Genomic DNA, 24,502 nt, shown 5'->3' with positions numbered 1-24,502 from the left:
GAGGACGACCCCATTCCTTAACCGAAATGGTTTCCAGATCGTTAAGCGCCCTTCAGTCCGGCAGCCATGTCGTCTGACGCCCCGCTGGATCGACAGGCCAAGTGATCCGCCAGCCTGCCCCCGCCCGCTCGACGATGAAGCTGCCAGCCGCGCCCACGCCCGGATAGTCGAAGCGCTTGCCATTCACCGTGATCGTCGCCGCACCCGACTGTCCGATGACGGCCCGCCAGCGGCCGCGCCCGATCGCTGTCGGCGACATATCTGCGCCGTTGATATTGACCGAGGGAGCCGCCCCATTTGTTCGACCCGACGCCATCAAAGTCGCGCCGTCCGAATCCACCGCATCCAGCCCTTCGCCGCCATCGAGGCGAACCGTCGGCTGGCCAGCGGCAATCAGGGCGACGGGACCGGCCCCGCCCTGGATCACCACCAGGGTCTCGGGCGAGACGGCGGCGTCCTCGCCCACCTGCACCTCGGGCGTGAAGCGCACATCGCCGCTCAGAGGCGGCAGCCGCAGTTCGAAACGCCCCGCGCCGTCCGCCGTCGTCGCCACGGCCGCAGTATCCGACGCACGCAGCACGACACGCGCATTGGGCCCCGCCCCGCCGCGCAGCACCAGGACGCCGCCGTCGCGCGACACGCCATCGATTTGGGGCGGGCGAACCCAGGGCGAGGCCTCGTCGGCCCCCGTCGGCCCCGCCACGCCGCCCTGCTGATCGGAACAGGCTGCGGCAGCCAGGACCGCGACACACGCGACCATCATCCGACGTTTCATCCTGCGCCTCTACGATATAGGACTGGCGACCCAGCGGCTCGAGCCTGTGTTAGCTTGAGCGCCGTCGGTTTGGCCATGGCCAGGCCGCCTATTCGTTTTCTTCGAGGCTCCATGTCCCTGCCCCCCGTTTCGTTCCTGCCGTTCGACGGCTCTTCCGTCTGCCTGTTCTGCGGCGCCTCCGAGACCGCCGATCCCTCCTATACCGAGGCGGCCTACGCCTTCGGCAAGGCGGCGGCTGAGGCCGGCTGGCGGCTGGTCTATGGCGGCGGAGGCGTGGGTCTGATGGGAGCCTCCGCGCGTGGCGCGCATGAGGCGGGCGGCCGGGTCGTCGGCATCATGCCGGCCTTCCTGCGCAGCCGCGAACGCCTGTTCGACGAGGTCGAAACCGTCGTCGTCACCTCGATGCACGAGCGCAAACAGCTGATGTACGACCAATCCGACGCCTTCGTGGTCGCGCCCGGCGGCATCGGCACCCTGGAAGAGGTCGTGGAGCTGCTGTCCTGGAAGCGGCTGGACCTGCACCACAAGCCGGTCGTCTTCCTGAACCTGAACGGCTTCTGGAACGGCTTCTTCGATCTGATGAAGCACAGCGTCGCAGAAGGAATGACGCCGCCGTCGTTTTTGGACGCCTGGACCGTCGCCGAAACCGTCGAAGAGGCGATGGCGCAGGTTCAGGCCGGCGGCGATGCGCCGCAATTGAAACATGATCATCGATAAGTGATCATCGCTCATAATCCGCTGCGCGCGTCTTGACAGTTTTTATCGAAAACTGACATGGGAGCGCAGCGGCATGACGCCGTTCTTCATTTCGGAGAGTTTTCAATGCGCGCTCTGCTGATCGCCGCCGCCCTGTTCGCCGCCGCCCCTGCGGTCGCCCAAGCCCCCGCCGCCACCAGCCTGACGCTGGCCGACGCCGCCAAGGCGCCCGCACGCGCCACCATTATCGACGGCGCACGTTGGTCCTGCGAAGGCGCGACCTGCACCGCTGCAGGCGGCACGGAACAGCCCGCGACGCGCGCCTGCCGCCGCGTGGTTCAGAAGTTCGGTCCCGTGACCGCCTTCTCGTACAAGGGCGTCGCCCTGAGCGCTGACGAACTGGCTGTCTGCAACGCCTAAAATGCGTGAGGCGGCTTAGGCCGCCTCGCCTCTTAGCCGCCGCTGGATGGTTTCACGACCGATCAGCGGCGCCATGGCCGCCATGTCCGGCCCGTGCTGCTGGCCCGTCAGCGCCAGACGCAGCGGCATGAACAGCGCCTTGCCCTTCGCGCCCGTTTCGGCCTTGACGGCCGAGGTCCACGCCGACCAGGCGTTCTCGTCGATCACTTCCGGCAGCAAACGCAGCGCCGTTTCGATGAAGACCGTATCTTCGATAACGGGTTGGATCGGACCGCGGACGATCTGCGCCATGTCCGCGACGTCGGCGAACTTTGTCAGATTGCCCCGCACCGTATTCCAGAAGGCTTCGCCCAGATCGGCGCCGAGAGCCTGAAGACGCGGCTGCGCCGTCGCATAATCCATGACGTGCAGCGCCTGGGCGTTCAGCCGGTCCAGATCCGCCGTATCGTAACGCGCCGGCGAACGGCCCATCTTGGAGAAGGCGAAGCTCTGACCCAGAGCCTCGACCGAGGCGCCGACTTCCAGCGGATCGGAGGTCCCGATCCGGCCGAGGTGGCTGGTGATGGCGATCGGCTCATAGCCTTGGTCGCGCATGTCGCTGATCGACAGCGATCCCAGGCGTTTGGACAGGGCCGCGCCGTCGGCGCCCACCAGCAACGGCATGTGGGCGAACCCCGGAACCGTCGCGCCCAGCGCTTCGAAGATCTCGATCTGCGCGCCAGTGTTGGTGACGTGATCCTCGCCCCGGATGATGTGGGTGATGGCCATGTCGATGTCATCGACGACCGACGGCAGGGTGTAGAGGAACAGGCCGTCCTCGCGGATCAGCACCGGGTCCGACATCGAGGCGGTGTCCACCTCCGCATGACCGCGCGCCAGGTCTTCCCAGGCGACGCGCTTGCCATCCAGCTTGAAGCGCCAATGGGGACGGCGCCCTTCGGCTTCGTATGCGGCCTTCTGCTCTTCGGTCAGTTCCAGCGCCGCGCGGTCATAGATCGGCGGAAGGCCGCGCGACAGTTGCACCTTGCGCCGACGGTCGAGCTCGTCGGCGGTCTCATAGGCGGGATAAAGCCGCCCCGACGCCTTCAGCCTGGCGGCCGCTTCTTCGTAGCGATCAAACCGTTTGGACTGGTTGTAACGCTCGTCCCACGGCATCCCCAGCCAGGTCAGGTCGTCTTCGATTCCCTGTTCGAACTCGGGCGTGGAGCGCGCCAGGTCGGTATCGTCGATGCGCAGGACGAACGATCCACCCTGCCCCTTGGCGAACATCCAGTTCACCAAGGCGGTACGGACATTGCCGACGTGCAGCTTACCCGTGGGCGACGGGGCGAAACGAACCTTGACGGACATGGATAGACGACCTCGAAAGCGAGGCGGCTAGGTCGCCCCGCAACCCGGCGAAGTCAAGGCGCGGAAGGCTTAAACCTCAGTCGTCGCGGTGAACGCGTTCGCGGCGTTCGTGGCGTTCCTGGGCTTCGACCGACAGGGTCGCCGTCGGACGGGCTTCCAGACGACCCAGGCTGATGGGTTCGCCCGTGTCTTCGCAGTAGCCGTAGGAGCCGTCCTCGATCCGGCGCAGCGCGTCGTCGATCTTGGAGATCAACTTGCGTTGGCGGTCGCGGGTGCGCAACTCCAGCGCGCGATCGGATTCCGAAGACGCCCGGTCCACCAGATCGGGGTGGTTCTCGGTCTCGGCCTTCAGATTGACGACGGTGCCCTTGGACTCGCGAAGGATCTCATCCTTCCAGGCCAGCAGCTTCTTCTTGAAATAGGCTTGCTGCCGTTCGTTCATGAACGGCTCGCTGTCAGACGGCCGATACGGGCCGGTTTCGTCGGACACAACGGACGCCAAGGCGCTCATCGATCTCACGCTCTCTAACACGCCCCCCTGTGGCGTAGATGGCCGTATAGTCAGCCCGTCGAGTCGCGGCAACGCGGTTCTCGATTCCGTGATGAAAATAGGGCGACTAACCGTCTGACAGTGGCAAAAGTCACTCACTGCCGAAGCTTAGCCGCCTGATGTCAGACGATTATTTCGTATCAGGGGCGGTTGCGGCGCATTTCCGCCTTCGCCAGTTCGACTGAAGCGCGCAGGTCGATCTGATCCAGCAAGGCGGCCAGGTCCTTGTCGTCATCGTCGGCGCGCTCTTCGCGCAGGCTCCGCGCCAGTCGATCCAGAGCCCCCTCGTCGGCGTCGCCGTTCAGCAGGGCCAACTTGATTTCATCGAGACGATCCAGAAGACCGCTGCCGCGCCGGATCGCGCGACGCCGCTTTTCCAGCGGCCCCTCGACCCCTTGAAGGGCCATCAGGGCCGAGACGTCAGAGACCCCGCCTGTTGCTGCGCTGGCGGTCGTTGCGGCAGGCGCGGACGCAGCCGCAGTCTGCCCCAGCGAAAAGCCGCTGGCGGATCGCGTCGGACGTGTGCTGGCAGGCGTGCTGACGCCGTTGGGGCCGACAACCTTCATGTGCAGGTGCTCCGCGTCATGAAACCATGGATGACGGGCGGCGATGACTGTTTGGTTAACGCCCCGGCAAATTCTGCCGCTTCTCTGACCTTCAAAGGCCGACTGTCATTGAATTCGCGTCGTTAATTCCGCGGCATGATCTTCGCACAGACGGCGTCGTAACGTTGCGTGGACGCCTGACCGATGCAAAATCTGCTTGCCCGCCTGATCGCCTCCGTCGCCGCGACGCTTGTCGTCGCCGGCGGCGCGACATCGGCGCTGGCCCAGTCGCAGTCGCGCATCAAGGATATCGCCGCCGTCGAGGGCGTGCGCGGCAACCAGCTTGTCGGCTACGGCATGGTCATGGGGCTGAACGGGACGGGCGATTCCCTACGCAACTGCCCCTTCACCCGCCAGTCGCTGGAAGGCATGACCGAGCGGCTGGGCGTCAATATCCGCGGCGCCAACGCCAACACCAAGAATATGGCCGCCGTCATGGTCACGGCCGACCTGCCGGCCTTCGCCACGCCCGGCTCGCGCATCGACGTGTCAGTGGCCTCCATGTGCGACGCCAAGAGCCTGCTGGGCGGTTCGCTTGTGGTAACCAGCCTGCAAGGCGCAGACGGTCAAGTCTATGCGGTGGCGCAAGGCTCGGTCCAGACCGGCGCCGTCTCGGCGTCGGGCGGTTCGGGGTCGTCGGTGACGCGCGGCGTGCCGACCGCGGGCCGCATCGCCTCGGGCGCCCTGGTCGAGCGCGAGACCGGCTTCCAGATGGCCAATATGAACGAGGTGCGCCTGAACCTGCGCAACCCCGACTTCACCACCGCCCAGCGCGTCGCCGCCGTCGTCAACGCCGCCTACCCGGGGTCGGCCCTGGCCGAGAACGGCACGGTCGTGTCCCTGCGCGCGCCCGGCGAACTGGGCATGGCGGGCTTTATCAGCCGGATCGAAAACCTGGCCGTCAGCGTCGATACGCCCGCCAAGGTCATCATCGACGAGGTCAACGGCGTCATCGTCATGGGCGACGCCGTGCGCATCTCTCGCGTCGCCATCGCTCAGGGCAATCTGACCATATCGGTGGACGAACAGCCGCAAGTCAGCCAGCCGGCGCCCTTCAGCCGGGGCCAGACCGCCGTCGTCCCTTCGACCCAGGTGAACGTCGAAGAGGATCTGGGCACCCAGATGCGGCTGGTGGGCGGTGGCGCCAACCTCTCCACCCTGGTCAACGGCCTGAACGCCCTTGGCGTCAGCCCGCGCGACATGATCAGCATCTTGCAGGCCATCAAGGCCGCCGGCGCCCTGCAGGCCGACATCGAGGTGATGTGAGCATGACCGACCTGACCGTCTCCGCCGACCTGCTGCGCCCCGCCGCGGCCGCGCCCACGGCGGCTAACCGAGACAAGATCGCGGAAACCGCCAAGGCCTTCGAGGCCACCTTCATCTCGCAAATGCTGAAGCCGATGTTCGAAGGCCTGTCGACCGACGGCCTGTTCGGCGGCGGCCAGGGCGAGGCGACATGGCGCAGCTTCATGCTGGACGAAATGGCCAAGTCCACGGTGAAGGCGGGGGGCATCGGTCTGAGCAACACCGTCATGGCCGAAATGCTGAAGATGCAGGAGGGCCGGCAATGAGCGACACCGAACTGGCCCAGGCGCGGGTTCGTCAGTTGACGACCTTGACCTTGCGTCTCACCGAGCGATTGAAGGCCGAAACAGCCGCCTTCGCCGACGGCCGTCCTCAGGATGTGGCCGCCGGTCTGTCGGAAACCCAGGAGATGGCCAATCTCTACCGTCGCGATTCCGCTCATGTGAAGGCCAATCCGGCGCTGCTGAGCGGCGCTCCGCTCGAAGATCGAAAGACCCTGATCAACGCCACGCGTGAGTTCGACGCCGTCCTGACGCGACACAGCCGCGCCGTCGACGCCGCGCGTCAAATCTCCGAGGGTCTGGTCCGCGCCATCGCGGCGGAGGTCACCGCCGCCCGCACCCCCGCCTCCGCCTATGCCGCCGACGGCCGGGCCTCGCTGGGCGACGGACGCGCTGTCGCCCTCAATCGGATGGCCTGAACGGGAAGTCCCTTCGCCGTTCGCCGATCACGGTTCGCGCCTTAAGGGTCATTGCCTATTTTTTAAGCGACTGCGTGCCAGCATGGCCTCATGACGCTGACCACCCGCCTCCTAGGCCTGGCCTTCGCTTCCGCCGACACTCTGGTGGAGGTGGATCCGAAAGGCGTGGTCTCCTTTGCGATCGGCGCGGGCGCTGTGGCCGGCGAGGACGCAGGCGCAACCTGGACCGGCCGTCCCCTGCTCGATCTGCTGCACGACGGCGCGTCCACCTTGACCGCCCTGCAAGGCATGAAGTCCGGCGTGCGTATTCCGGCGACGTCGGTCCTTGTGGCGGCCGGCCCCGACCGCGTGCGCCGCGCCTCTTTCCGCGCCTTCGTCTTGCCGCAGATGGCGCCGGCCGTCTCCTGCGCCATCTCCTACGAAGGCCCGGCCTTCGCGCTGGAGGATCTGGACACACGGCCGCTTCTGGAACCGGAAGATTTCCTGGCCGACGCCGGGCGTGTGCTGGAGTCCAATCCCGACCTGGCCCTTTCCTTCCTCGACATTACCGGGTTGGAGAATGTCACCGGCGAAGCCGCCGATCGTCTGAACCGCCGCATCGAGGCCACGCTTCAGTCCGCCGCCGTCGAGGGATCGAGCGCGTCGCAGGTCACGGGCGTCCGCTATGCCCTTCTCCGCCCCGCCAACGACCGTCGTGACATCGCTGCCGAAATCGTTGAGGCCGGCCGGGCCGAAGGCCTGTCGCTGGGTGCAGAGGCGTTCAGCTCGCCCGTCCCGCCCGGATCGGATTCCCTGTGCGTGCTGCGCGCCATGCGGTTCGCCATCGAAGGCTGCCTGAAGGGCGACGGCCTCGCCAATCCGCAGATCGCCTTCGCCGACTCGCTGAAGCGCACCTTCCGCGACGCCGAGACCTTCCGCAGCCTGGTCAAGTCGCGCGAGTTCCAGGTCCACTATCAGCCCATCGTCCATCTGGATTCACGAGCGGTCCATCACTTCGAGGCCCTGACCCGATTCAGCGGCAACAGCGGTCCCGCGGAAGCCATTCGCATGGCCGAGGAGCTGGACATGATCGAGTCATTCGATCTCGCCGTGGCGGAAAAGGTGCTGAAGCGGATGCGCCAGCCCGGCGCCGGCCTGCTGAAGATGGCGGTCAATGTCTCGGGCGCCTCGCTGGGCGACGACACCTATGTCGAGCAGTTGCTGCGCATGACCGCCGGCGCGCCCGAAGAACGTCGTCGCCTGATGGTCGAGGTGACCGAAACCTCCGCCGTCGCAGACATCGAAGCCGCCGACCGTCGCCTGGCCGGGCTGCGCGAAGCCGGCATCAAGGTCTGCATCGACGATTTCGGCGCGGGAGCCGCCGCCTTCGACTATCTGCGCAAACTGTCGGTGGACTCGGTCAAGATCGACGGGGCCATTGTTCGCGATATCCAGACCGACCAACGCTCCAAGGCTATGCTGCACAGCATCGTCGAAATGTGCCGTTCGATGAGTCTGGAAACCATCGCCGAGATGATCGAAACCGACGGCGTCGCCGCAGAACTCAAGGCGGCGGGCGTCGAATACGGCCAAGGCTGGCTGTTCGGCCGCGCCGAAGCCGAGCCGCGCACCCAACTGTCCAGCCCGTCTATGGTCCGTCGCAAGGGCGCCGTGGAGGCCTGGGGCTGACCGACCTTAGAGCTGGATCGTGCGCGTGATCTTCAGCGCCGCCAGGAAATCCACGTCGTGGCTCACGACGATCAAGGCGCCGTCATAGGCGTTCAGCGCCTCTTCGACCGCCGCGATGGCGTCCAGGTCGAGGTGGTTCGTCGGCTCGTCCAGAACCAGCAACTGCGGCGGCGTCGCGCCTGTCATGACGCAGGCCAGGCCCGCCCTCAGCCGCTCGCCGCCCGAAAGTTCGTCGACCCGGCGCTGCGCCGCCGTATTGCGAAACAGGAACCGCGCCAGCGCCGCCTGTGCGTCATTGACCGAGCCTTTCGGGTTCAACCGTCGCCACGCCTCCACCAGCGTTTCGTCCGGGCTCAGGATCTTGACCTCCTGATCCAGCAGCACCGCCCGCACAGGCCGCTCGACGCGCCCTGTCGTCGGTTGCAGATCGCCGGTGATCAGCCGCAACAGGGTCGTCTTGCCCGCGCCGTTCGGTCCCGTGATCGCGACCCGTTCCGGCCCGACAAACTTCAGATCGACCGGCCCGACGATCGTACGCCCCTCAGGTGTCGCCCAGCCCGCCTGGTCCAACGTCAGCACCGCCCGTCCCGTTGGCAGGCCGGTCGTCGGCATCGGGATCGCCAGCGTTCGCGTTCGCTCCACGCGCGCCTGGGCTGAAGCCAAGGCGTCCTGCGCGGCCTCAGCCTGTCGTTCGGCCAGCAAGCGGCTGAGGCCGCCCGTGCTTTCGGCGCGCTCGGCCCGTGCGCCCAGCAGGATTTTCGGCATGTCGCCCTTCGCGGCCTTACGGCGGCCGGCGGCGTCGCGGCGCGACTGGGCCTCGGCGCGTTGCTGAGCCTCGGCGCCGACACGGGCGAGGTCGCGTTGGGCTTCGGCCAGATCCCGCGTCGCCGCCTCGCGCTCCAGCGCCTTTCGCTCGACATAGGCGTCATAGCCGCCGCCGTAGCTGGCGACGCCCAGGCTCGACACCTCAAGGATTCGGTCCATGCGGCGCAACAGGTTGCGATCATGGCTGACCACCACGACCCCGCCGTCCCAACGTGCGATGACGTCGGCGACCAGCGCCCGCGCTTGGGCATCCAGATGATTGGTCGGCTCGTCCAGCAGGATCAGATCGGGCAAGGCCAGCCTTAACCGCGCCAAGCGCAACCGCGTCTGCTCGCCCCCGCTGAGACTGGACGTCAGGCGTTCGAGGTCCACATCCGGCAGCCCGACGTCGCGCAAGGCCTCATCAAGACGAGCCTCCAACGTCCAGTCGGCCTCGGCCAAATCGTCAGCCGTTCCCTGCCCTGCCAAAGCCCGCCCCAAAACCGCCAGCGCTCCTTCGACGCCGAGGGTTTGAGCAACGGTCTCAGCAGGCGTCGGCTCATAGCGCTGATCCAAGACGCCGATCGCTCCGGCTCGCGCGACAGCCCCTTCGGCCGGCGCGGCTTCGCCCGAGATCAGGCGAAGCAGCGTGCTCTTTCCCGCACCATTGCGACCGACGATGCCGGTGCGCTCAGGCCCGAACGTCAGGCTCAGATTGTCGAAGAGGGTGGCGCCGTCCGGCGTCCTAGCGGCGACCTTGTCGAGTGTCGCGAGTGCGGACGGGGACGCGTTTCGGCTTGGGCTGATTGGCATTGAGGATCACGAGCAGCATGGCGGACAGGGCGGAACCGGTGGCCAATGCGATGATCATGATCGTCAAACCTTCTGCAAAACGCGTCAGAACAAGCAGGATGGGTCGTAATCCCGCAATGCGCAAGTCTGGCGTCGAACACGGCCGCGTGAGAAGCTTGGCCTTGAGGAGACCCCTATGAAGCCAGTCGTCCTGCTCACAGTGTTCTCCGCCCTCGCTTGCGCCGCCTGCGCCACCGCGCCGAACGCGCCGCCATCAGCCCCAAACTACAGCGCCGTGCCAACGCAGGCGCCGCCGCCGAACGCGCGGCTCTATGCCGCCTGCCTGCAGCAGGCTGCTGCGGCCGATGCCTATCGCCGCGCGGACAACGGGGACGGCGCGGAATATATTCTGTTCACGTGCACGGGTGCGCCGGCCGCGGCCTTTGCCGCGGCCTTGATCCCGTGGAGCGAGAAGATCGGATCGACATTCCAGCGTGACGGCCGCACCTTCCGCTCGACCGCCAAGGTCGAGGCCGACCTGTTCGGCGTCGATTCCTGCTCGATCGATACGACGGGCGGAGACCCCATCTGCGTCCTGTCGTTCAACGCCGGCGACTTTCTCGACCACTAGGCTGGCGGCGGCTAGACCTGCCGTCATGCAAACCCGTTTCCGCATTGAAAACCCCGCTGGCGCCGCCGCGCGGCGCGAGGCCGCCGTCCAGCGCCTGCGAGACCAGACCGGCATAGACGAGGCCATGATCGACGCCCTGGTCGAAGGCTTTTACGCCCGTGTCCGCGACGACGTGCTGATCGGCCCGATCTTCGCACACCGGATCACCGACTGGGCGCCGCATCTGGCGCAGATGAAGCTGTTCTGGTCGTCGGTCGCCCTGTCCACCGGCGTCTATCAGGGCCGGCCGATGCCAAAACACCTGCCCCTTCCCATCGATGCGCGGCATTTCGATCGCTGGCTGGAGCTGTTCGCCGATACCGCGCGCACCCTTTGCCCGCCCATCGCCGCCGACCACTTCATTCAACGCGCCCGCCGCATCGCCGAAAGCCTTGAACTCGGCGTCGCCAACGCCAGCGGCGTGCTTCTGGCCAAGGGCGAGCGTTTCGTGCGGCCCACGCAGGCGTGGACGCCGGAATGATGCGCCGGCCGCAATGTTCCTACATTGTTCTTGCTTCAATCCCGCAATTCGTCCCCATATAGCGATGTCGCGCCGGACCCGCCGGCCCTCCTCCGCGTTCTCCGGACAGCATGACCGAAAAGCATAACTTCATCCGCGTTCGCGGCGCCCGCGAGCATAACCTCAAGGGCGTGGATCTCGACATTCCGCGTGAGCAGCTGGTGGTGATGACCGGCCTGTCGGGGTCGGGTAAATCCTCGCTGGCGTTCGACACCATCTATGCCGAGGGCCAGCGTCGCTATGTCGAAAGCCTGTCAGCCTATGCCCGCCAGTTCCTGGAGCTGATGGGCAAGCCGGACGTGGATCTGATCGAAGGCCTCTCCCCAGCCATCTCGATCGAACAGAAGACGACGTCCAAGAACCCGCGCTCGACCGTCGGCACGGTGACGGAAATCCACGACTATATGCGTTTGCTGTGGGCGCGTGTGGGCGTGCCCTATTCGCCGGCCACCGGCCTGCCCATCGAGAGCCAAACCGTCAGCCAGATGGTCGACAAGCTGGTCGCCCTGCCCGACGGTGAGCGCATCCTGCTGTTGGCTCCCGTCGTTCGCGGCCGCAAGGGCGAATACAAGAAGGAAATCGCCGAATGGCAGCGTCAGGGCTTCCAGCGCCTGAAGATCGACGGCCAGTTCTACCCGATCGACGAAGCGCCCGCCCTGGACAAGAAGTTCAAGCACGACATCGACATCGTCGTGGACCGGATCGTCACCAAACCGGATCAGGAAGCGCGCTACGCCGACAGCTTGCAGACGGCGCTGGGTCTGGCCGATGGCATCGCCAACGCCGAATGGGCCTCCACGGCCGAAGGCGAGACAGCGCCGCGCTCCATCCTGTTTTCCGAACGGTTCGCCTGCCCGGTGTCGGGGTTCACGATCAGCGAGATCGAACCGCGCCTGTTCTCGTTCAACAACCCCTTCGGCGCCTGCCCGGTCTGCGACGGCCTGGGGGTCAAGCTGGCGTTCGACGCCGATCTGGTGATCCCCGACCGCGACAAGACCCTGCACAAGGGCGCCGTGGCGCCGTGGGCGCGCGGGCCGTCGCCGCTTTACACCCAGACGCTGCAATCGCTGAGCCTCCACTACGGCTTCTCGATGGACAAGCCGTGGCGTGACCTGCCCGCCCAGGCGCACAAGGCCATCCTGCACGGCACGGGGTCCGAAAAGATCAAGTTCGTCTATGACGACAACGCCCGAAAGTACGAGGTCTCCAAGCCGTTCGAGGGCGTCCTGCCGAACCTGGAGCGCCGCTGGCGCGAGACCGACAGCGCCTGGGTGCGTGAGGAACTGGCGCGCTATCAGTCCGAGACGCCCTGCGACGCCTGCCACGGCAAGCGGCTGAAGCCCGAGGCCCTGGCGGTCAAGGTCGGCGGCGAGGACATCGCCGACATCTCCACCCTGTCGATCTCCAAGGCCTATCTGTGGTTCTCGACCCTGGAAGAGAATCTGACCGAAAAGCAGATGGAGATCGCCCGGCGCATCCTGAAGGAAATCTGCGACCGGCTGCGGTTCCTGAACAACGTCGGCCTGGACTATCTGAACCTGTCCCGGTCCTCCGGCACCCTGTCGGGCGGCGAGAGCCAGCGTATCCGCCTGGCGTCGCAGATCGGCTCTGGTCTGACCGGCGTCCTCTATGTGCTGGACGAGCCGTCCATCGGCCTGCACCAGCGCGACAACACCCGCCTGCTGGAAAGCCTGAAGGGCCTGCGCGACCTCGGCAACTCGGTTCTCGTGGTCGAGCATGATGAAGAAGCCATCCTGACCGCGGACTACGTCATCGACATGGGCCCCGCCGCCGGGGTTCACGGGGGACAGGTGTGCGCCGAGGGTACGCCGGCCCAGGTCATGGCCAACCCCAAGTCCCTGACCGGCAAATACCTGACTGGCGAGCGTGAGATCGAAATCCCCGCCGAGGGCCGTCGCCCCATCAACCGCAAGCGGATGCTGAAAATCAGCGGCGCCAGCGGCAACAATCTGAAGAGCGTCACCGGCGAAATCCCGGTCGGCGTCTTCACCTGCATCACCGGCGTCTCGGGCGGCGGCAAGTCCACCTTCACCATCGAAACCCTGTACAAGGCCGCCGCGCGTCGGCTGAACAATGCATCGGAGGCCCCTGCCCCCTTCGACCGGATCGAAGGCCTGGAGCATTTCGACAAGGTCATCGACATCGACCAGTCGCCCATCGGCCGCACCCCGCGCTCGAACCCCGCGACCTACACCGGCGCCTTTGGCCCCATCCGCGACTGGTACGCCGGCCTGCCTGAATCCAAGGCGCGCGGCTACGGCCCCGGCCGGTTTAGCTTCAACGTCAAGGGCGGTCGCTGCGAGGCCTGCCAGGGCGACGGCGTCATCAAGATCGAGATGCACTTCCTGCCGGACGTCTATGTCACCTGCGACGTCTGCAAGGGCAAACGCTACAACCGCGAGACGCTGGAGATCGTGTTCAAGGGCAAGTCCATTTCGGACGTGCTGGACATGACGGTCGAGGAGGCCGCCAGCTTCTTCAAGGCCGTGCCGCCGATCCGCGACAAGATGCTGACGCTGGAACGCGTGGGCCTAGGTTACGTCAAGGTCGGCCAGCCGGCGACCACCCTGTCGGGCGGCGAGGCCCAACGGGTCAAACTGTCCAAGGAGCTGTCGAAACGCGCCACCGGCCGCACCCTCTACATCCTCGACGAGCCGACGACCGGCCTGCACTTCGAGGATACGCGCAAGCTGCTCGAGGTGCTGCAGGAACTGGTCGAGGCCGGGAACACCATCGTGGTGATCGAGCACAATCTCGATGTCATCAAGGTCGCCGACTATCTGCTCGACTTCGGTCCCGAAGGCGGCGACGGCGGCGGCGAGATCGTCGCGGTCGGCACGCCCGAACAGGTCGCGGACAACAAGGCCAGCTGGACTGGCAAATACCTCAAGGAGGTGCTGGATCGGCACGAGGACCGCCGCAAGGCGCGTGTGGCGACCCTGGGCGGCTCCGTCGATGCTCCGGCAAAGAAGAAAAGAGTGAAGGCGTCGGCCTGATCGTCAGGAAAAGACGTCGGTCGACTGACCGCCTCGAAGCCCATTCCAGGCCGCTGCGAACGGGGCATACAGGACCGCGAGTTGCAGCGCGGCCAGGAAGGCGTTGACGATCGACGACACCAGGATCGCCGGCCAGGCCTGCATCAGGATCTGACCCAATCCCTCGCCGTCGAAGCGCGCCAGCGTCTGGATGCCGCCGGTGGCGAGGTCTGCCGCTGCGCCGATGATCATGCCCAGGATGCTGACGATCAGCGACATGATGATGGCGATCACGGCCATGCCCAGCAGCGACCAGAAATGTCCTTTGGTGGCGGCGAACGATTCCACGATGGTGATCTTGCGACGATCGATCGTCATCGGCACCGCAAGGCTGAACTTGATCGCCAGCCATACGATCAGGGCGAAGACGGCGAAGATCAGCAGCACGCCGGCCAAAATCAGCAGCGCCTGACCCGACGCCGCGCCGAAACCGATAGCCGCGCCGACCACCATCATGCCGACGCCCGACGCCAGACCGACAGCCAGGCTGACGATCAGACTGACCGCCAGAACACGAACCTCATCCATGCCAAAACGCAGATAGCCCCACGACGACTCGTCCGGCCGCAGAACCGAGCGCGCCACCGCCGCGCTCAGCACCGCGCCGACCAGCAAGCCGATAGGCGCGGCCCAGATCAGGGCTCCGGCGTAAGTCTGACCCAAGGCCTGAAACTCCGCCATCGACGGGTTGGCCGACTGTTCCAGCGCTTCACCCGCCGCCATCAGGCTGGCCCACTTGTCGGCGCCCAGTCCGAACATGGCGACATAGACGGCCAGATAAACCAGGCCCCAGGCGACCGCGACGATCGGATGCCGACGAACGACCCGGAAGCCTTCGAAGGCCGCGTCGGTGGCGGAAAAACTCATGACAACTCCGGGAGCAGATTCGCGGCGCACCCTAGCGCATCCACAAGCCTACGTCCCGCACCGCCGCCGTTACGGCATCACGCGTTCGATCGCCTCAGTTCGCGGAGGCGATCGTCCAGTCCGCGATCTGGGTGTTGATGTCGCGGGTCGCCGTGTCGAAGGCTGCGACGATGGCGGATACGCGATTGTCGCCGGCGGGCTGGGTCACGGTGAAGACCCGCTCGACCGAGCGCCCTTCCTCGGGACGAATGGTGCCGCCGCCCGCGCGCCGTTCCGGGGTGGAGCGCAGCTGCGCCCGCGCGGTCACGACCACATCCGGCACGGCGCCCGGCGCGGCGTAACGCGCCTCGAACGTCGTGACCGTGACTTGCAGGATCAGCGGCGGCGTTCCCGGTTCGCGACGACCCAGTACGCGAATGCGATCGGCTCGGTTGGCGAAGGCCGCCTTCAGACTGTCGTCGAACAGGGTCGAGGCCGGCGACACCCAGCGTGCGCCGCCGATATAGGCCGTCTCCAGACCCGTGACGCCCAGGATTTTGTCGTCGCCGGTCGCCTGCGGGAACTCGATGCGGCGGATCGAGACCGTGAGAGGCGCAGGCGTGTCGCCCACCGCCGACGGCGCGACCATCGGCAGGCCGAACCGATAGTTCTGCACCGGGTCCGGCGACGACAGCAGGGCGCATCCGCTCAGCGCGGTCAGGACAGCGGCGGACGCCGCCAGTCGAAGGACAGGACGAAGGATCACGGCTGCACCTCCAGCTCTTTGGATTTCGGACGACCGATAAAGTCGCGCGGACTGGCGCGGACATCGTCGATCAGGGATTGCAGAGACCGGGTGGCGTCCTGCAGTTCTTCGATCGTGCCGGTCAGTTGCGGCAGGCTGGTCGTCGCAAAGTCACCCAAAGGACGCTCCAGACCCGTGATCGAACGGTTGGCCGAGGCGATCGCCGTGCGGGCCTCCGCCGTCGCCGAGTTGATGTTGGCGATGGCTTGGCGACCGTCCGTATTGATGATCTGACGCGTGTCGACGGCCAGGGCCTGATATTCCTTCACCGCCGCGTTGGCGTTGGTCACGGCCTCTTCCAGTTGCTGGAAGATGGCCTTGCGGGCTTCCAGTTCGGTCGTCAGGGCCTCGACGTTCTTCACGCTGGTGGAGAAGCTGCGGATATTGTCGTCGGACATGACGCGGTTGATCCGGTTCAGCGCATCCACGGTCTGGGCCAGCACCGTGCCCGAACCACTCAGCAGTTCGGCGATCGGCGACGGCTGGCTTTGCAGCACAGGCACGACATTGTCCGGATACTGCTCTTTCAACAGGGCGCTGTTGGGCGAGCCGGCGGTGATCTGGATGTAGTTCAAGCCGGTGATGCCTTGCGGTTGCAGCTGAGCGCGCGAGGTCACGCGCACCGGCGTCGTGCCGTCCACGCGGACACGGGCGATGACCTGATCGTCGCGCTTGGTGTCGATGTTCAGGTCGGTGACCTGGCCGACGCGGATGCCGTTGAAATGCACCTCGCCGCCTTTGGACAGGCCGTTCACCGGCCCATAAAAGACGATGTCGTACATGTCGTAGTCGCTGTTGAACTGCAGCCGGGCCAGCCAGATTGTGAACACCGCCAAGGCCGCCAGAAGGGCGACGGTGGCGATGCCGACGGCGGCGTAATGTGCGTCTCTTTCCATGATCCGCTCTCCTCAGGCGGCAGACTTGGTGGCTGCGCGTCCGCGCGGCCCCAGGAAATATTCTTTGATCCACGGATGGTCGGAGCCTTCCAGCTCCTGCACCGTGGCCTTTTCCACGACCCGCTTGTCCGCCAGCACCGCCACCTTGTCACAGATGGCGTAGAGCGTATCGAGGTCGTGGGTGATCATGAAGACGGACAGACCGAGGTCGTCCGCCAGTTGCCGGATCAGATCGTCGAAGGCGGCCGCGCCGATGGGATCCAGGCCCGCCGTCGGCTCATCAAGAAACACCAGCTCGGGGTCCAGCGCCAGCGCACGCGCAAGGCCGGCCCGCTTCTTCATGCCGCCCGACAGTTCCGCCGGCTTCAGATGGTGATGCTCGGGCTTCAGACCGACCATGGCGATCTTGAGCTCAGCCAGCTCATAGATGACCGACTTGGGCAGTTTGGTGTGTTCGACCAAGGGCGACGCCACATTCTCCAGCACGCTGAGCGATGAGAACAGCGCGCCCTGCTGGAACAGGATGCCGGTGCGCTTCTCGATGTCGGCCGCCTCGGCCTTGGTCAGGTTCGCCCGGTCGTAGCCCAGCACCTTCACCGACCCGCCTTCCGGCTCCTTCAAGCCGATGATGGTGTTCAGCAGCACGGTCTTGCCCGCCCCCGATCCGCCGACGACGCCCAGGACTTCGCCGCGCACCAGGTCGAGGTCGAGGTTTTCGTGGATGGTGCGCTCGCCGAACTGGCTCAGCAGGCCGCGCACCTCCATCAGGTTTTCTGGCGCTTCGGTCATATGTTCAGCTCCAGGAAGACCAGGGCGAACACGGCGTCCAGGAAGATGATGGCGAAGATGGCTTGCACCACGGCGGCCGTCACGCGGCGGCCCAGGCTTTCGACATCACCGGCGACGGCCATGCCCTGACGGCAACCGATGGCGGCGATCACTAGGGCGAAGACCGGCGCCTTCACCAGACCCACCATCAGATGCTGGGCCATGGTGCCGTCCTCGACCAGACGCTGGAAGAAGAAGGACGGGCCGAGATTCAGCGAGCTCCAGCACACGACCAGACCGCCGATAAGACCGCCGATCATGCCCATGAAGGTCAGCAGCGGCAGCATGATCACCAGCGACGCAACACGAGGAATTACAAGGGCCTGAAATGGATCGACGCCCATGACTTGCATGGCGTCGACCTCCTGATTCATCCGCATTGACCCGATCTCCGCCGCAAAGGCCGAGGCCGAACGTCCCGCCAGAAGGACCGAGGCGATGACCACGGCGAACTCGCGGAACATGGCGACACCGATCAACTGAACCGCGAACACCTGGGCGCCGAAGTCGGTCAGCAAATCTACGCCGATGAAGGCGATCACGGCCCCGATGAAGAAGTTGGTGATCATGACGATCGGAATGGCGTCCAGACCGGCCCGCTCCGCCTGACTGACCCAGGCCGGCCAGCGGATGCCACCGGGGCGTTTGGCGGCTTCGACCACGGCGGCCATCAGTCGGCCGAGGAACGCCAGCGACAACATGGCCTCGCCGCCGAAATCATACACGCCGCGTCCGATCTTGGCGAAGGTGCGAACGAAGGCGCTGGGGCGTTTCGGGGCCGGGGCGCTCTGGCGCTCCAGCAGTTCGATCATGTGATAGATACGGCCGGCCTCGGGTCGATCCTTCCACTGGCTCTTGGACAGGCGGCCGCTGGAGGCCTGCACCAGGGCCAGCGCGCCTGCGGTATCGAAGCGACCAAGATCGGAGGTGTCGATGCTGGCGATTTCGCGGCCTTCCAGATCGCGGCTCAGCTCCGTCGGCAGACGGCCCAGCGCCGTGGTCGTCCAGTCGCCGGTCAGGCGCAGACGGGCTTCGCCATCACGATCGACGATTTCGTATGCGGCCTGGTTCATCGGGCCTCTGATGACCGGTCTGACATCGCGATTATCCCCTGCCCCTCTGAACAGACAGCCGAAATCCCTGCCGCCCTAATGGTCAAGCCGGCATTCGATGTCAACGCGCGATAACATTCGCACGGATGTTTGTCGATCGATCGTGTCGAGATCGCCTCCCCCAATGAAACGTCCAACGGTCACGCTGGCGCTGATGCCAAACGCGGCCGAACGGGATTCGTTCTCGCGTCACCTCATACGACGTTGCACGGCCGCCAGATCCTCGATGAACAACCGTCTCGCCTCGGACTTCGCGGCCTCGTCCGGCAGACGCAACAAATAGGAGGGGTGGACCGTCAGCACGGCGGTCGATCCATCGCTCAGGTCGATCGGCGCGCCGCGTTCCTGCATCACGGCCGGCTTTCGACCCAGCAACGCCAGACCCGCCGTCGCCCCCAGGGCCAGCACGACTTGCGGCTTGATCAGCCGGCGTTCTGAGTCCAGCCACCAACGGCAGGCCTGAACCTCGCCCGCGTTCGGCGTCTTGTGCAGACGGCGCTTGCCGCGCGGCTCGTGTTTGAAGTGTTTGACCGCGTTGGTGACATAGACATCGGATCGATCAATGCCGGCCTCGGCCAGGGCTGCGTTCAGCACCTGTCCCGCCGGCCCGATGAAGGCGCGGCCTGCCAGATCCTCCTGATCGCCCGGCTGCTCGCCGACGATCATCAGACGCGCCGACTTCGGCCCCTCCCCGCACACACCCTGCGTCGCGTCGCGGTAAAGCGGGCAACGGCGACACGCCTGAACGCCGCCGGCGACATCGTCGAGGTTTTCGGGCACGGCTTCGGCGTCGGGACGCGCCAGATGCAGGTCTGGCGCGACGGCGCGCGCGAAGCGCGGATTGGGCTGAGGCGACGGCGTAGCGACCATGGTCTCGGTTCGAACCGACGAGGCCGCCACCAGTTCCGGGATCAGGGCGGCTTCCGGCAAGTTCTTCCAGTAGGACTTGGCCATCTCGCCCTGCATCGTCTTCACCTTCAGCCGCGCAGGATTGAAGGTCGAGGCGTAGTAGGTCTTCCAGAAATCCTCGATCTCGTCTTCGGCCGGCGCCATGTCGCGGGTCGCTGGCGGCCCGAACCGCAGGGTTTCGCCATCCCAGAAGGCCGAACCATCCGGCGTCAGGATCGACCAGCGCATGGTCGTGAACCGCCGTTGGAAAAACGGCGCGGTCTTTTCCAGAACCCGATGCGGCGGCTCGAACCACGCGACCCAGGCCTCGCCCAGATCGTCATGCACCTGGCGAAAGCGAACGAAGGCCTTCATCTTGTGCGAGGCGCGGCTGACGTTCTTGACCCGCTCCAGCGCGTCGGCGACGTCCCGGTCCGAAATGACCTTGATCAGGTCCGGCTCATCCTTCAGTCGCCACAGCAGCCGATACATCAGATCGAAACGGTCAGCGGATCGATGAAGGATCAGGTTCTGGGCCAGGTCCACAAACTCTTTCGGCACGTTGAAAGCTCTGCGGTCATCCGGCGTCGGCGACGCCTCTTCGGCAATCGGCTGATCGAACAGCCCGCCCTGTTCTACCGCCCCCGCCACGACGAACCGCGCCGCTGCGGGCTCCACACCCGCCAATCGAAACGCGCGCGCCGCCTTCCGCCAGCCGTCGAAGTCGGTCTCACAGTCCAGCGTCGCCACCGCCATCAGAACAGGCTCAACTGCTCGGGCGTGCGGCTGGTCACGCGCGACTTCAGGTCCGCCGCATCCGTCAGTCCGCCTGGCGTCCAGTCCAACGCCGTGATGAAGGGCCGAATCTTGGCCACCGATCGCGTCAGTCGTCCGACGTCCTCCAGCCGCAGGGTCCGATAGCGGCGCACCGAGACAATCCGGTCCACCGCCTTCACGCCCAGACCCGGCACCCGCAGCAGCATTTCGCGCGGCGCACGGTTCACATCGACGGGAAACTGCTCGCGCTTGTTCAGCGCCCAGGCCAGTTTGGGGTCGACCGCCAGATCGAGCATGCCGTTCGATGCGCCCTCGCCGATCTCCGGCGCGGAGAAGCCATAGAACCGCATCAGCCAATCGGCCTGATACAGCCGATGCTCGCGCATCAGCGGCGGCTTGGACAGCGGCAGGATCGAACTGGAATCCGGGATCGGGCTGAACGCCGAATAGTAGACGCGGCGCAGGCCGTAACCGCCGTAGAGCGAGGCGCTGCGATCCAGGATTTCCGTATCCGGCGCGCCGTCGGCGCCGATAATCAGTTGAGTGCTCTGGCCGCCCGGCGCGAACTTCGGCGGTTTGATCTTTTCACGTTTGGCCGGCCTGGCCGCCTCGACGCCCAAGCGCACCTGGCTCATCGCCTTCTTGATGACACCAACATCCTTTTGCGGCGCCAGTCGCGCCAGCGCCTCGTCGCGCGGAAGTTCGATATTCGCTGACAGGCGGTCGGCGTACAGACCCGCCATCTCCACCAGCTTCGGGTCCGCCTCCGGGATCAGCTTCAGATGAATATAGCCCCGGAAGTCGTGGACTTCGCGCAGCGTCTTGGCAACCAGGACCAGCTGCTCCATCGTATAGTCGCCGGATCGAATAATGCCCGACGACAGGAACAGGCCCTCGATATAGTTGCGCTTGTAGAAGTTGAGCGTCAGGTCGACCACCTCGTCGACATCGAACCGCGCGCGCTCCACATTCGACGACACGCGATTGATGCAATAGGCGCAATCGTAGATGCAGAAGTTGGTCAGCAGGATCTTGAGCAGACTGATGCACCGACCGTCCGGTGTATAGGCGTGGCAGATGCCCATCCCCTCGGTCGAGCCGATCCCCTTGCCGCCGACGGAGTTTCGTTTCGACGTTCCGGACGACGAACACGAAGCGTCGTATTTGGCGGCGTCAGCCAGAACGGAAAGTTTTCGAAGCAGATCGAGACGGGCCATCGTTCTTGATACGTTCCAGAACGATGTTTGGTCCAGCGTTGCCGTTTTCTTTTTTTGAAACGATAACTTAGCGCAGCAGATTAAGCAGCGACGTGCTTTTCAGCGAGTTGATGATCTGAGCCGAAGCCTCGATCGCCACCTGCGCCATCTGCAGATCGGTGATCGCCCGTGCCGGATCATACCCGGACTTGTCCTGCATCATCTTCTGCAGAGCAGTTTTCTGATTTTCCTGGGCGTCCAGCGCCGTCTCGACGTGGTTCTGAATCAGACCGTTCTTGGCCGTCTGGTTCGTCAGGCCCGCATTCGCCTTGTCCAGTTCGCCCATCTGCGCCTTTAGAAAAGCGGTGACGTTGGCGTCGGGCTGTCCCGTCAGCGTGCCCGCCCCGGCCGGCGTATAGGTCACGCCGCCGACGGTGACCGCCGTGCCGTTCTGGAAGGCTTGGATGTTGCGGAACACCTCGGTCAGCGGCCCGCCGATCTCGCTGGCCAGAAACCCGGTCTCGACCGTGGTCTTCTCGTCGATGCGCGACTTCTGCTTCAGGGTGTCGTTGGCGAAGGTCGCGGCGGTGGACGGCGCCGCCGTCAAATCGGCCATGGTTGCAGCCGTGGCGGGCGCGATATCGCTCTGGCCGCCCGCAAACAGATAGGAGCCCTGGTGTTCCGCATTCAGTCCACCCTGCACCGTCTGATAGTTCAGACCGAGCTCGACCATCAGATTGTCGATCCGCCCGGCCGCCAGGCTGTTTGCGATGGCCTCGCGCGCCGCATTACCGCCTTCGTAGATGCGGCTCATGGCAAGATCCTGGGCGCTCAGCCGCGCCTTCACGGCCTCGCCGGTGGAGATGAAGCCCTCCAGCCGCGCCTGTGTCGATGTCAGGCTGGTCAGCTGTTCGGCGCCTCGACCATAGCCAGACATATCGGTGGCGATCTTCTCGCTATCGATCCGCTCCTGCGCCTGCTGCGCGCGGCCCTGCGCGTTCATCAGGCTGAGCAAGGCCGACTGGTAGTTCCCGTGGGTCGCGACGCGCGTCATTGCAGGATTCCGATCAGTACGTCGTACATGTCCTTGCTCGCCTGGATCAGGCGCGCAGAGGCGTTATAGGCTTGCTGGAAGGTGGTCATGTTGACCAGTTCCTCGTCCATGTTCACGCCTTCGGCCGAGCTGCGGCGGCTGTCCGCCTCCTTGGCCAGGGCGCTTGCCGTTTCGCTGCGGGTCTTGGCAGCCGAGGCCTTGCCGCCGATCTCGCCGGCGAAGTCCGCCGCATAGGACGACAGGGTCTTGGTCCCGCCGGCGTTGCCGCCGGCTGCGGCGAAGGCGACGTTCGTCTTGCCCACATCCCCCAACGCCAGGCCGCCGCGCCCATCGTTCTTGCTCAGCGCTGGCGTCCCCGCCGCGGCCGACAGGTTCAACTGCGCCAAGGCCAGCTTTCCGGGGTCCTGCTGAATATCGCTACGCACCGTATAGGCGCCCGCCCGCGTCGATCCCGTCGCGCCCAGGCCGAACAGTTGCGACATCGAAACGCCGGACGGATCCTGGGTCGTATTGTCCTTGACGACGCTCATCGACGTCGCCGACGGGTCGTAGGCCTTGAAGGACAGCTTGCCCGCCGCATCCAGGCTGAAGGCGCCGTAGCGGCCAACGCCCGTGATGGGGTCGTTCAGCGCGCCCAGCATCTCGCCCATCGTGCCCGTCCCGGCGGGTACGGACACGGTAATGTCGCGAAGACGCGCGCCGGAAGGACCGGCAAAGCGCAAGGTCAGGCTCTCACCCGGATCGAACCCATGCTGAGACGTCAGGGTCAGGCCCGTCTCGTAGAAGGTCGGCGTGGTCGTGGTCACCAGGTCGTTCAGGCCGAACCAGTGCGAAAATCCTCGACCGCCCTTCGTGCTGGGCGAGGTCGCATCGTCGGCGATGGCCACGCCGTTTCCACCCGCCCCGTCCAGACGCAGTTGGCCGTCCGAGAAGCTCGCCGTCGCCGTGCCGCCCAGTTGGGCGTTCAGCACGCTGAGGAAGGTGGTCGGATCGGCGGCGGCGCCATTGATCGTCATCGTCCCGCCGGAAAAGACGATCTGCGCCGAGGCCTGGACCACGCCCGACGCATTGACCGCCGAGATGGTCGTCGTGCCGGTGAAGCCGGTCAGGGCGTTCGCCAGCGACTGTCCAACGTTGCGCCCCGTCAGGGTGGTCGGCGCAGGAACGCTGCTATTGGCGTTATGGGCGCGGTTCAGTTCGTCCGCGAGTTTGGCCGTCAACTCACCCAGGCGCGCGGCGGCGGCAGGCGCATCGACATCGCGCATCTCGACCAGACCCCGGATCTGACCGGACGACACGCCGTCCAGCAGCGGCCAGCGCGTGCCGCTGGGTTCGGTAATCATGATGTCGGAGAAGGCCGTCATGGCGTCCACGGTGCCGGCCGCCTGGTACGACAGCGTCGCTGCCCCCTCACCCACCAGGGTGGTGCCTGTGTTGGTGCGCAGCGTCACGCCGCCGTTGGAGCGGGCCTCGACCTTCACATCCATATATTTGGACAGTTCGTTGATCAGGCCCAGCTGGGCGTTCTGGGCCCCGGTCACATCCTCGTTCGTCACCGTTCCGGCGGCGATGGTCTTGTTCAGCTTGGCGATCTGTTCCAGCAGCGGATTGACCGTTTCGACCGCGCTCAGCAGCCGGCCGTCCGCCTCCTGACGCGCTGACTGGATCTGGGACGCGATGCCGGCGGCCTCATTGAAGATCGCCTGGGTCTTGTAGATCGTGTCCTGACGCCCGGCCGAGGACGTGGGGCTTTCGGCCAGGGTCGCATAGGTGGCGAACAGCTTGTCGACCTGGGCGAAGAAGTTGGTGTCGCTGCTGGGATCGCCGAACTGGTTCTGGATCTGGTCGTACAGTTCATAGCGCACGGTCTGGCGCGCGGCGTCCGACCCGGCGCTGAGGCTGGCGGCCTGCAGAAAACGATCCGTCGCCAGACGCACCCGCGTGACGTCGACACCCGAACCATAGCCGTTGGTGACCGCAGCCGACTGATCGGCGACCTTGCGGATGTATCCGGGCGTATCGACGTTGGCGATATTGTCGGCGGTGACGCGCAACTGCGACTGGGCGGTCTTCAGCCCCGACGTCGCAATGTTCATGATCGAGTTCAGCGACATTGACGCGTCTCCCCCGCCCTACCCGGCAACCGCTGCATCGCGACGCGCAGTTCTTGCCCAGCTACGCGCCACGAC

At 65.6% G+C, this 24,502-nt stretch carries 23 protein-coding genes; 9 read left to right on the top strand and 14 right to left on the bottom strand.

Going from position 1 to position 24,502, the window contains the following annotated elements:
• Positions 1-52 precede the first annotated feature (52 nt).
• A complete protein-coding gene (locus HF680_RS01895) occupies positions 53-775 on the bottom strand; it encodes a hypothetical protein (protein WP_205195884.1) in 723 nt (240 codons plus the stop codon).
• A gap of 111 nt (positions 776-886) precedes the next feature.
• Between HF680_RS01895 and HF680_RS01890 the strand changes: the two genes are divergently transcribed.
• On the top strand, positions 887-1,492 hold the full coding sequence (locus tag HF680_RS01890) for an LOG family protein (protein WP_039246470.1): 606 nt from the start codon (positions 887-889) through the stop codon (positions 1,490-1,492).
• A 105-nt stretch (positions 1,493-1,597) separates the two neighbouring features.
• Positions 1,598-1,891: a CC_3452 family protein gene (locus tag HF680_RS01885; RefSeq protein ID WP_017504618.1), complete on the top strand. Its 294-nt coding sequence runs from the start codon at positions 1,598-1,600 to the stop codon at positions 1,889-1,891.
• A 15-nt stretch (positions 1,892-1,906) separates the two neighbouring features.
• Here HF680_RS01885 and gltX read toward each other — a convergent pair whose 3' ends face one another.
• The 3 genes from gltX to HF680_RS01870 all read right to left on the bottom strand — a co-directional run bounded on the left by gltX (position 1,907) and on the right by HF680_RS01870 (position 4,357).
• Complete coding sequence (gltX, locus tag HF680_RS01880) at positions 1,907-3,241, bottom strand: glutamate--tRNA ligase (RefSeq protein WP_185223922.1); 1,335 nt, start codon at positions 3,239-3,241, stop codon at positions 1,907-1,909.
• Between the two features lie 76 nt (positions 3,242-3,317).
• Entirely contained in the window at positions 3,318-3,752 is a 435-nt protein-coding gene (gene dksA / locus HF680_RS01875; protein WP_017504616.1) for an RNA polymerase-binding protein DksA, read from the bottom strand.
• A 179-nt stretch (positions 3,753-3,931) separates the two neighbouring features.
• Positions 3,932-4,357 (bottom strand): flagellar assembly protein FliX, encoded by a 426-nt coding sequence (locus tag HF680_RS01870; RefSeq protein WP_185223921.1) that lies wholly within the window; start codon positions 4,355-4,357, stop codon positions 3,932-3,934.
• A gap of 183 nt (positions 4,358-4,540) precedes the next feature.
• Between HF680_RS01870 and HF680_RS01865 the strand changes: the two genes are divergently transcribed.
• The 4 genes from HF680_RS01865 to HF680_RS01850 all read left to right on the top strand — a co-directional run bounded on the left by HF680_RS01865 (position 4,541) and on the right by HF680_RS01850 (position 8,069).
• Positions 4,541-5,662, top strand: coding sequence for a flagellar basal body P-ring protein FlgI (locus HF680_RS01865; protein ID WP_017504614.1), 1,122 nt, complete (start codon positions 4,541-4,543; stop codon positions 5,660-5,662).
• A 2-nt stretch (positions 5,663-5,664) separates the two neighbouring features.
• Positions 5,665-5,967: a rod-binding protein gene (locus tag HF680_RS01860; protein WP_091747798.1), complete on the top strand. Its 303-nt coding sequence runs from the start codon at positions 5,665-5,667 to the stop codon at positions 5,965-5,967.
• Positions 5,964-6,401, top strand: coding sequence for a flagellar basal-body protein FlbY (locus tag HF680_RS01855; protein ID WP_185223920.1), 438 nt, complete (start codon positions 5,964-5,966; stop codon positions 6,399-6,401). Before HF680_RS01860 ends, HF680_RS01855 begins: the two co-directional genes overlap by 4 nt.
• A 90-nt stretch (positions 6,402-6,491) precedes the next feature.
• The gene (locus HF680_RS01850; RefSeq protein WP_185223919.1) at positions 6,492-8,069 is read left to right on the top strand and encodes an EAL domain-containing protein; all 1,578 of its coding nucleotides are present in this window, start codon (positions 6,492-6,494) and stop codon (positions 8,067-8,069) included.
• A 6-nt stretch (positions 8,070-8,075) separates the two neighbouring features.
• Here HF680_RS01850 and HF680_RS01845 read toward each other — a convergent pair whose 3' ends face one another.
• Positions 8,076-9,686, bottom strand: a complete 1,611-nt coding sequence (locus tag HF680_RS01845) for an ABC-F family ATP-binding cassette domain-containing protein (RefSeq protein ID WP_185223918.1) — start codon at positions 9,684-9,686, stop codon at positions 8,076-8,078.
• Between the two features lie 175 nt (positions 9,687-9,861).
• Here HF680_RS01845 and HF680_RS01840 point away from each other — a divergent pair, with 175 nt between their 5' ends.
• From HF680_RS01840 to uvrA, 3 genes are all read left to right on the top strand, one after another.
• On the top strand, positions 9,862-10,296 hold the full coding sequence (locus HF680_RS01840) for a hypothetical protein (RefSeq protein ID WP_185223917.1): 435 nt from the start codon (positions 9,862-9,864) through the stop codon (positions 10,294-10,296).
• 25 nt (positions 10,297-10,321) lie between these two features.
• Positions 10,322-10,816, top strand: a complete 495-nt coding sequence (locus HF680_RS01835) for a group III truncated hemoglobin (protein WP_185223916.1) — start codon at positions 10,322-10,324, stop codon at positions 10,814-10,816.
• A 110-nt stretch (positions 10,817-10,926) separates the two neighbouring features.
• A complete protein-coding gene (uvrA, locus tag HF680_RS01830; protein ID WP_185223915.1) occupies positions 10,927-13,872 on the top strand; it encodes an excinuclease ABC subunit UvrA in 2,946 nt (981 codons plus the stop codon).
• Positions 13,873-13,875: 3 nt separating this feature from the next.
• Here uvrA and HF680_RS01825 read toward each other — a convergent pair whose 3' ends face one another.
• The 9 genes from HF680_RS01825 to flgK form a co-directional block, all read right to left on the bottom strand.
• Positions 13,876-14,778: a hypothetical protein gene (locus tag HF680_RS01825; RefSeq protein ID WP_039246452.1), complete on the bottom strand. Its 903-nt coding sequence runs from the start codon at positions 14,776-14,778 to the stop codon at positions 13,876-13,878.
• A gap of 94 nt (positions 14,779-14,872) precedes the next feature.
• On the bottom strand, positions 14,873-15,523 hold the full coding sequence (locus HF680_RS01820; protein WP_185223914.1) for an ABC-type transport auxiliary lipoprotein family protein: 651 nt from the start codon (positions 15,521-15,523) through the stop codon (positions 14,873-14,875).
• Complete coding sequence (locus HF680_RS01815) at positions 15,520-16,458, bottom strand: MlaD family protein (protein ID WP_017504604.1); 939 nt, start codon at positions 16,456-16,458, stop codon at positions 15,520-15,522. The genes HF680_RS01820 and HF680_RS01815 overlap by 4 nt, the downstream gene beginning before the upstream one ends.
• A gap of 12 nt (positions 16,459-16,470) precedes the next feature.
• Positions 16,471-17,247 carry an ABC transporter ATP-binding protein gene (locus HF680_RS01810; protein ID WP_185223913.1) on the bottom strand — a complete coding sequence of 259 codons (777 nt, stop codon included), beginning with the start codon at positions 17,245-17,247 and terminating at the stop codon, positions 16,471-16,473.
• Complete coding sequence (locus tag HF680_RS01805; RefSeq protein ID WP_185223912.1) at positions 17,244-18,359, bottom strand: MlaE family ABC transporter permease; 1,116 nt, start codon at positions 18,357-18,359, stop codon at positions 17,244-17,246. Before HF680_RS01805 ends, HF680_RS01810 begins: the two co-directional genes overlap by 4 nt.
• A 228-nt stretch (positions 18,360-18,587) precedes the next feature.
• Positions 18,588-20,042, bottom strand: a complete 1,455-nt coding sequence (locus HF680_RS01800) for a UdgX family uracil-DNA binding protein (RefSeq protein ID WP_185223911.1) — start codon at positions 20,040-20,042, stop codon at positions 18,588-18,590.
• Positions 20,042-21,280 carry a putative DNA modification/repair radical SAM protein gene (locus HF680_RS01795; protein ID WP_185223910.1) on the bottom strand — a complete coding sequence of 413 codons (1,239 nt, stop codon included), beginning with the start codon at positions 21,278-21,280 and terminating at the stop codon, positions 20,042-20,044. Before HF680_RS01795 ends, HF680_RS01800 begins: the two co-directional genes overlap by 1 nt.
• Positions 21,281-21,347: 67 nt before the next feature.
• On the bottom strand, positions 21,348-22,313 hold the full coding sequence (locus HF680_RS01790; protein WP_017504599.1) for a flagellin: 966 nt from the start codon (positions 22,311-22,313) through the stop codon (positions 21,348-21,350).
• Entirely contained in the window at positions 22,310-24,409 is a 2,100-nt protein-coding gene (flgK, locus tag HF680_RS01785; protein ID WP_235968808.1) for a flagellar hook-associated protein FlgK, read from the bottom strand. The genes HF680_RS01790 and flgK overlap by 4 nt, the downstream gene beginning before the upstream one ends.
• Between the last annotated feature and the right edge of the window lie 93 nt (positions 24,410-24,502).

Origin of the sequence: Brevundimonas huaxiensis (genome assembly GCF_014218725.1) — a bacterium.
Lineage (GTDB): Bacteria > Pseudomonadota > Alphaproteobacteria > Caulobacterales > Caulobacteraceae > Brevundimonas > Brevundimonas huaxiensis.
This window is presented reverse-complemented; position numbering and strand designations above follow the sequence as displayed.

Coding starts and splice junctions, on each gene's coding strand:
- HF680_RS01890 (WP_039246470.1), top strand. CDS start 887: ATGTCCCTGCCCCCCGTTTCGTTCCTGCCGTTCGACGGCTCTTCCGTC.
- dksA (WP_017504616.1), bottom strand. CDS start 3,752: ATGAGCGCCTTGGCGTCCGTTGTGTCCGACGAAACCGGCCCGTATCGG.
- HF680_RS01805 (WP_185223912.1), bottom strand. CDS start 18,359: ATGAACCAGGCCGCATACGAAATCGTCGATCGTGATGGCGAAGCCCGT.
- HF680_RS01870 (WP_185223921.1), bottom strand. CDS start 4,357: ATGAAGGTTGTCGGCCCCAACGGCGTCAGCACGCCTGCCAGCACACGT.
- HF680_RS01865 (WP_017504614.1), top strand. CDS start 4,541: ATGCAAAATCTGCTTGCCCGCCTGATCGCCTCCGTCGCCGCGACGCTT.
- HF680_RS01860 (WP_091747798.1), top strand. CDS start 5,665: ATGACCGACCTGACCGTCTCCGCCGACCTGCTGCGCCCCGCCGCGGCC.
- HF680_RS01835 (WP_185223916.1), top strand. CDS start 10,322: ATGCAAACCCGTTTCCGCATTGAAAACCCCGCTGGCGCCGCCGCGCGG.
- gltX (WP_185223922.1), bottom strand. CDS start 3,241: ATGTCCGTCAAGGTTCGTTTCGCCCCGTCGCCCACGGGTAAGCTGCAC.
- HF680_RS01810 (WP_185223913.1), bottom strand. CDS start 17,247: ATGACCGAAGCGCCAGAAAACCTGATGGAGGTGCGCGGCCTGCTGAGC.
- HF680_RS01815 (WP_017504604.1), bottom strand. CDS start 16,458: ATGGAAAGAGACGCACATTACGCCGCCGTCGGCATCGCCACCGTCGCC.
- HF680_RS01795 (WP_185223910.1), bottom strand. CDS start 21,280: ATGGCCCGTCTCGATCTGCTTCGAAAACTTTCCGTTCTGGCTGACGCC.
- HF680_RS01840 (WP_185223917.1), top strand. CDS start 9,862: ATGAAGCCAGTCGTCCTGCTCACAGTGTTCTCCGCCCTCGCTTGCGCC.
- HF680_RS01855 (WP_185223920.1), top strand. CDS start 5,964: ATGAGCGACACCGAACTGGCCCAGGCGCGGGTTCGTCAGTTGACGACC.
- HF680_RS01790 (WP_017504599.1), bottom strand. CDS start 22,313: ATGACGCGCGTCGCGACCCACGGGAACTACCAGTCGGCCTTGCTCAGC.
- HF680_RS01800 (WP_185223911.1), bottom strand. CDS start 20,042: ATGGCGGTGGCGACGCTGGACTGTGAGACCGACTTCGACGGCTGGCGG.
- HF680_RS01895 (WP_205195884.1), bottom strand. CDS start 775: ATGAAACGTCGGATGATGGTCGCGTGTGTCGCGGTCCTGGCTGCCGCA.
- HF680_RS01845 (WP_185223918.1), bottom strand. CDS start 9,686: ATGCCAATCAGCCCAAGCCGAAACGCGTCCCCGTCCGCACTCGCGACA.
- uvrA (WP_185223915.1), top strand. CDS start 10,927: ATGACCGAAAAGCATAACTTCATCCGCGTTCGCGGCGCCCGCGAGCAT.
- HF680_RS01885 (WP_017504618.1), top strand. CDS start 1,598: ATGCGCGCTCTGCTGATCGCCGCCGCCCTGTTCGCCGCCGCCCCTGCG.
- HF680_RS01850 (WP_185223919.1), top strand. CDS start 6,492: ATGACGCTGACCACCCGCCTCCTAGGCCTGGCCTTCGCTTCCGCCGAC.
- flgK (WP_235968808.1), bottom strand. CDS start 24,409: ATGAACATTGCGACGTCGGGGCTGAAGACCGCCCAGTCGCAGTTGCGC.
- HF680_RS01825 (WP_039246452.1), bottom strand. CDS start 14,778: ATGAGTTTTTCCGCCACCGACGCGGCCTTCGAAGGCTTCCGGGTCGTT.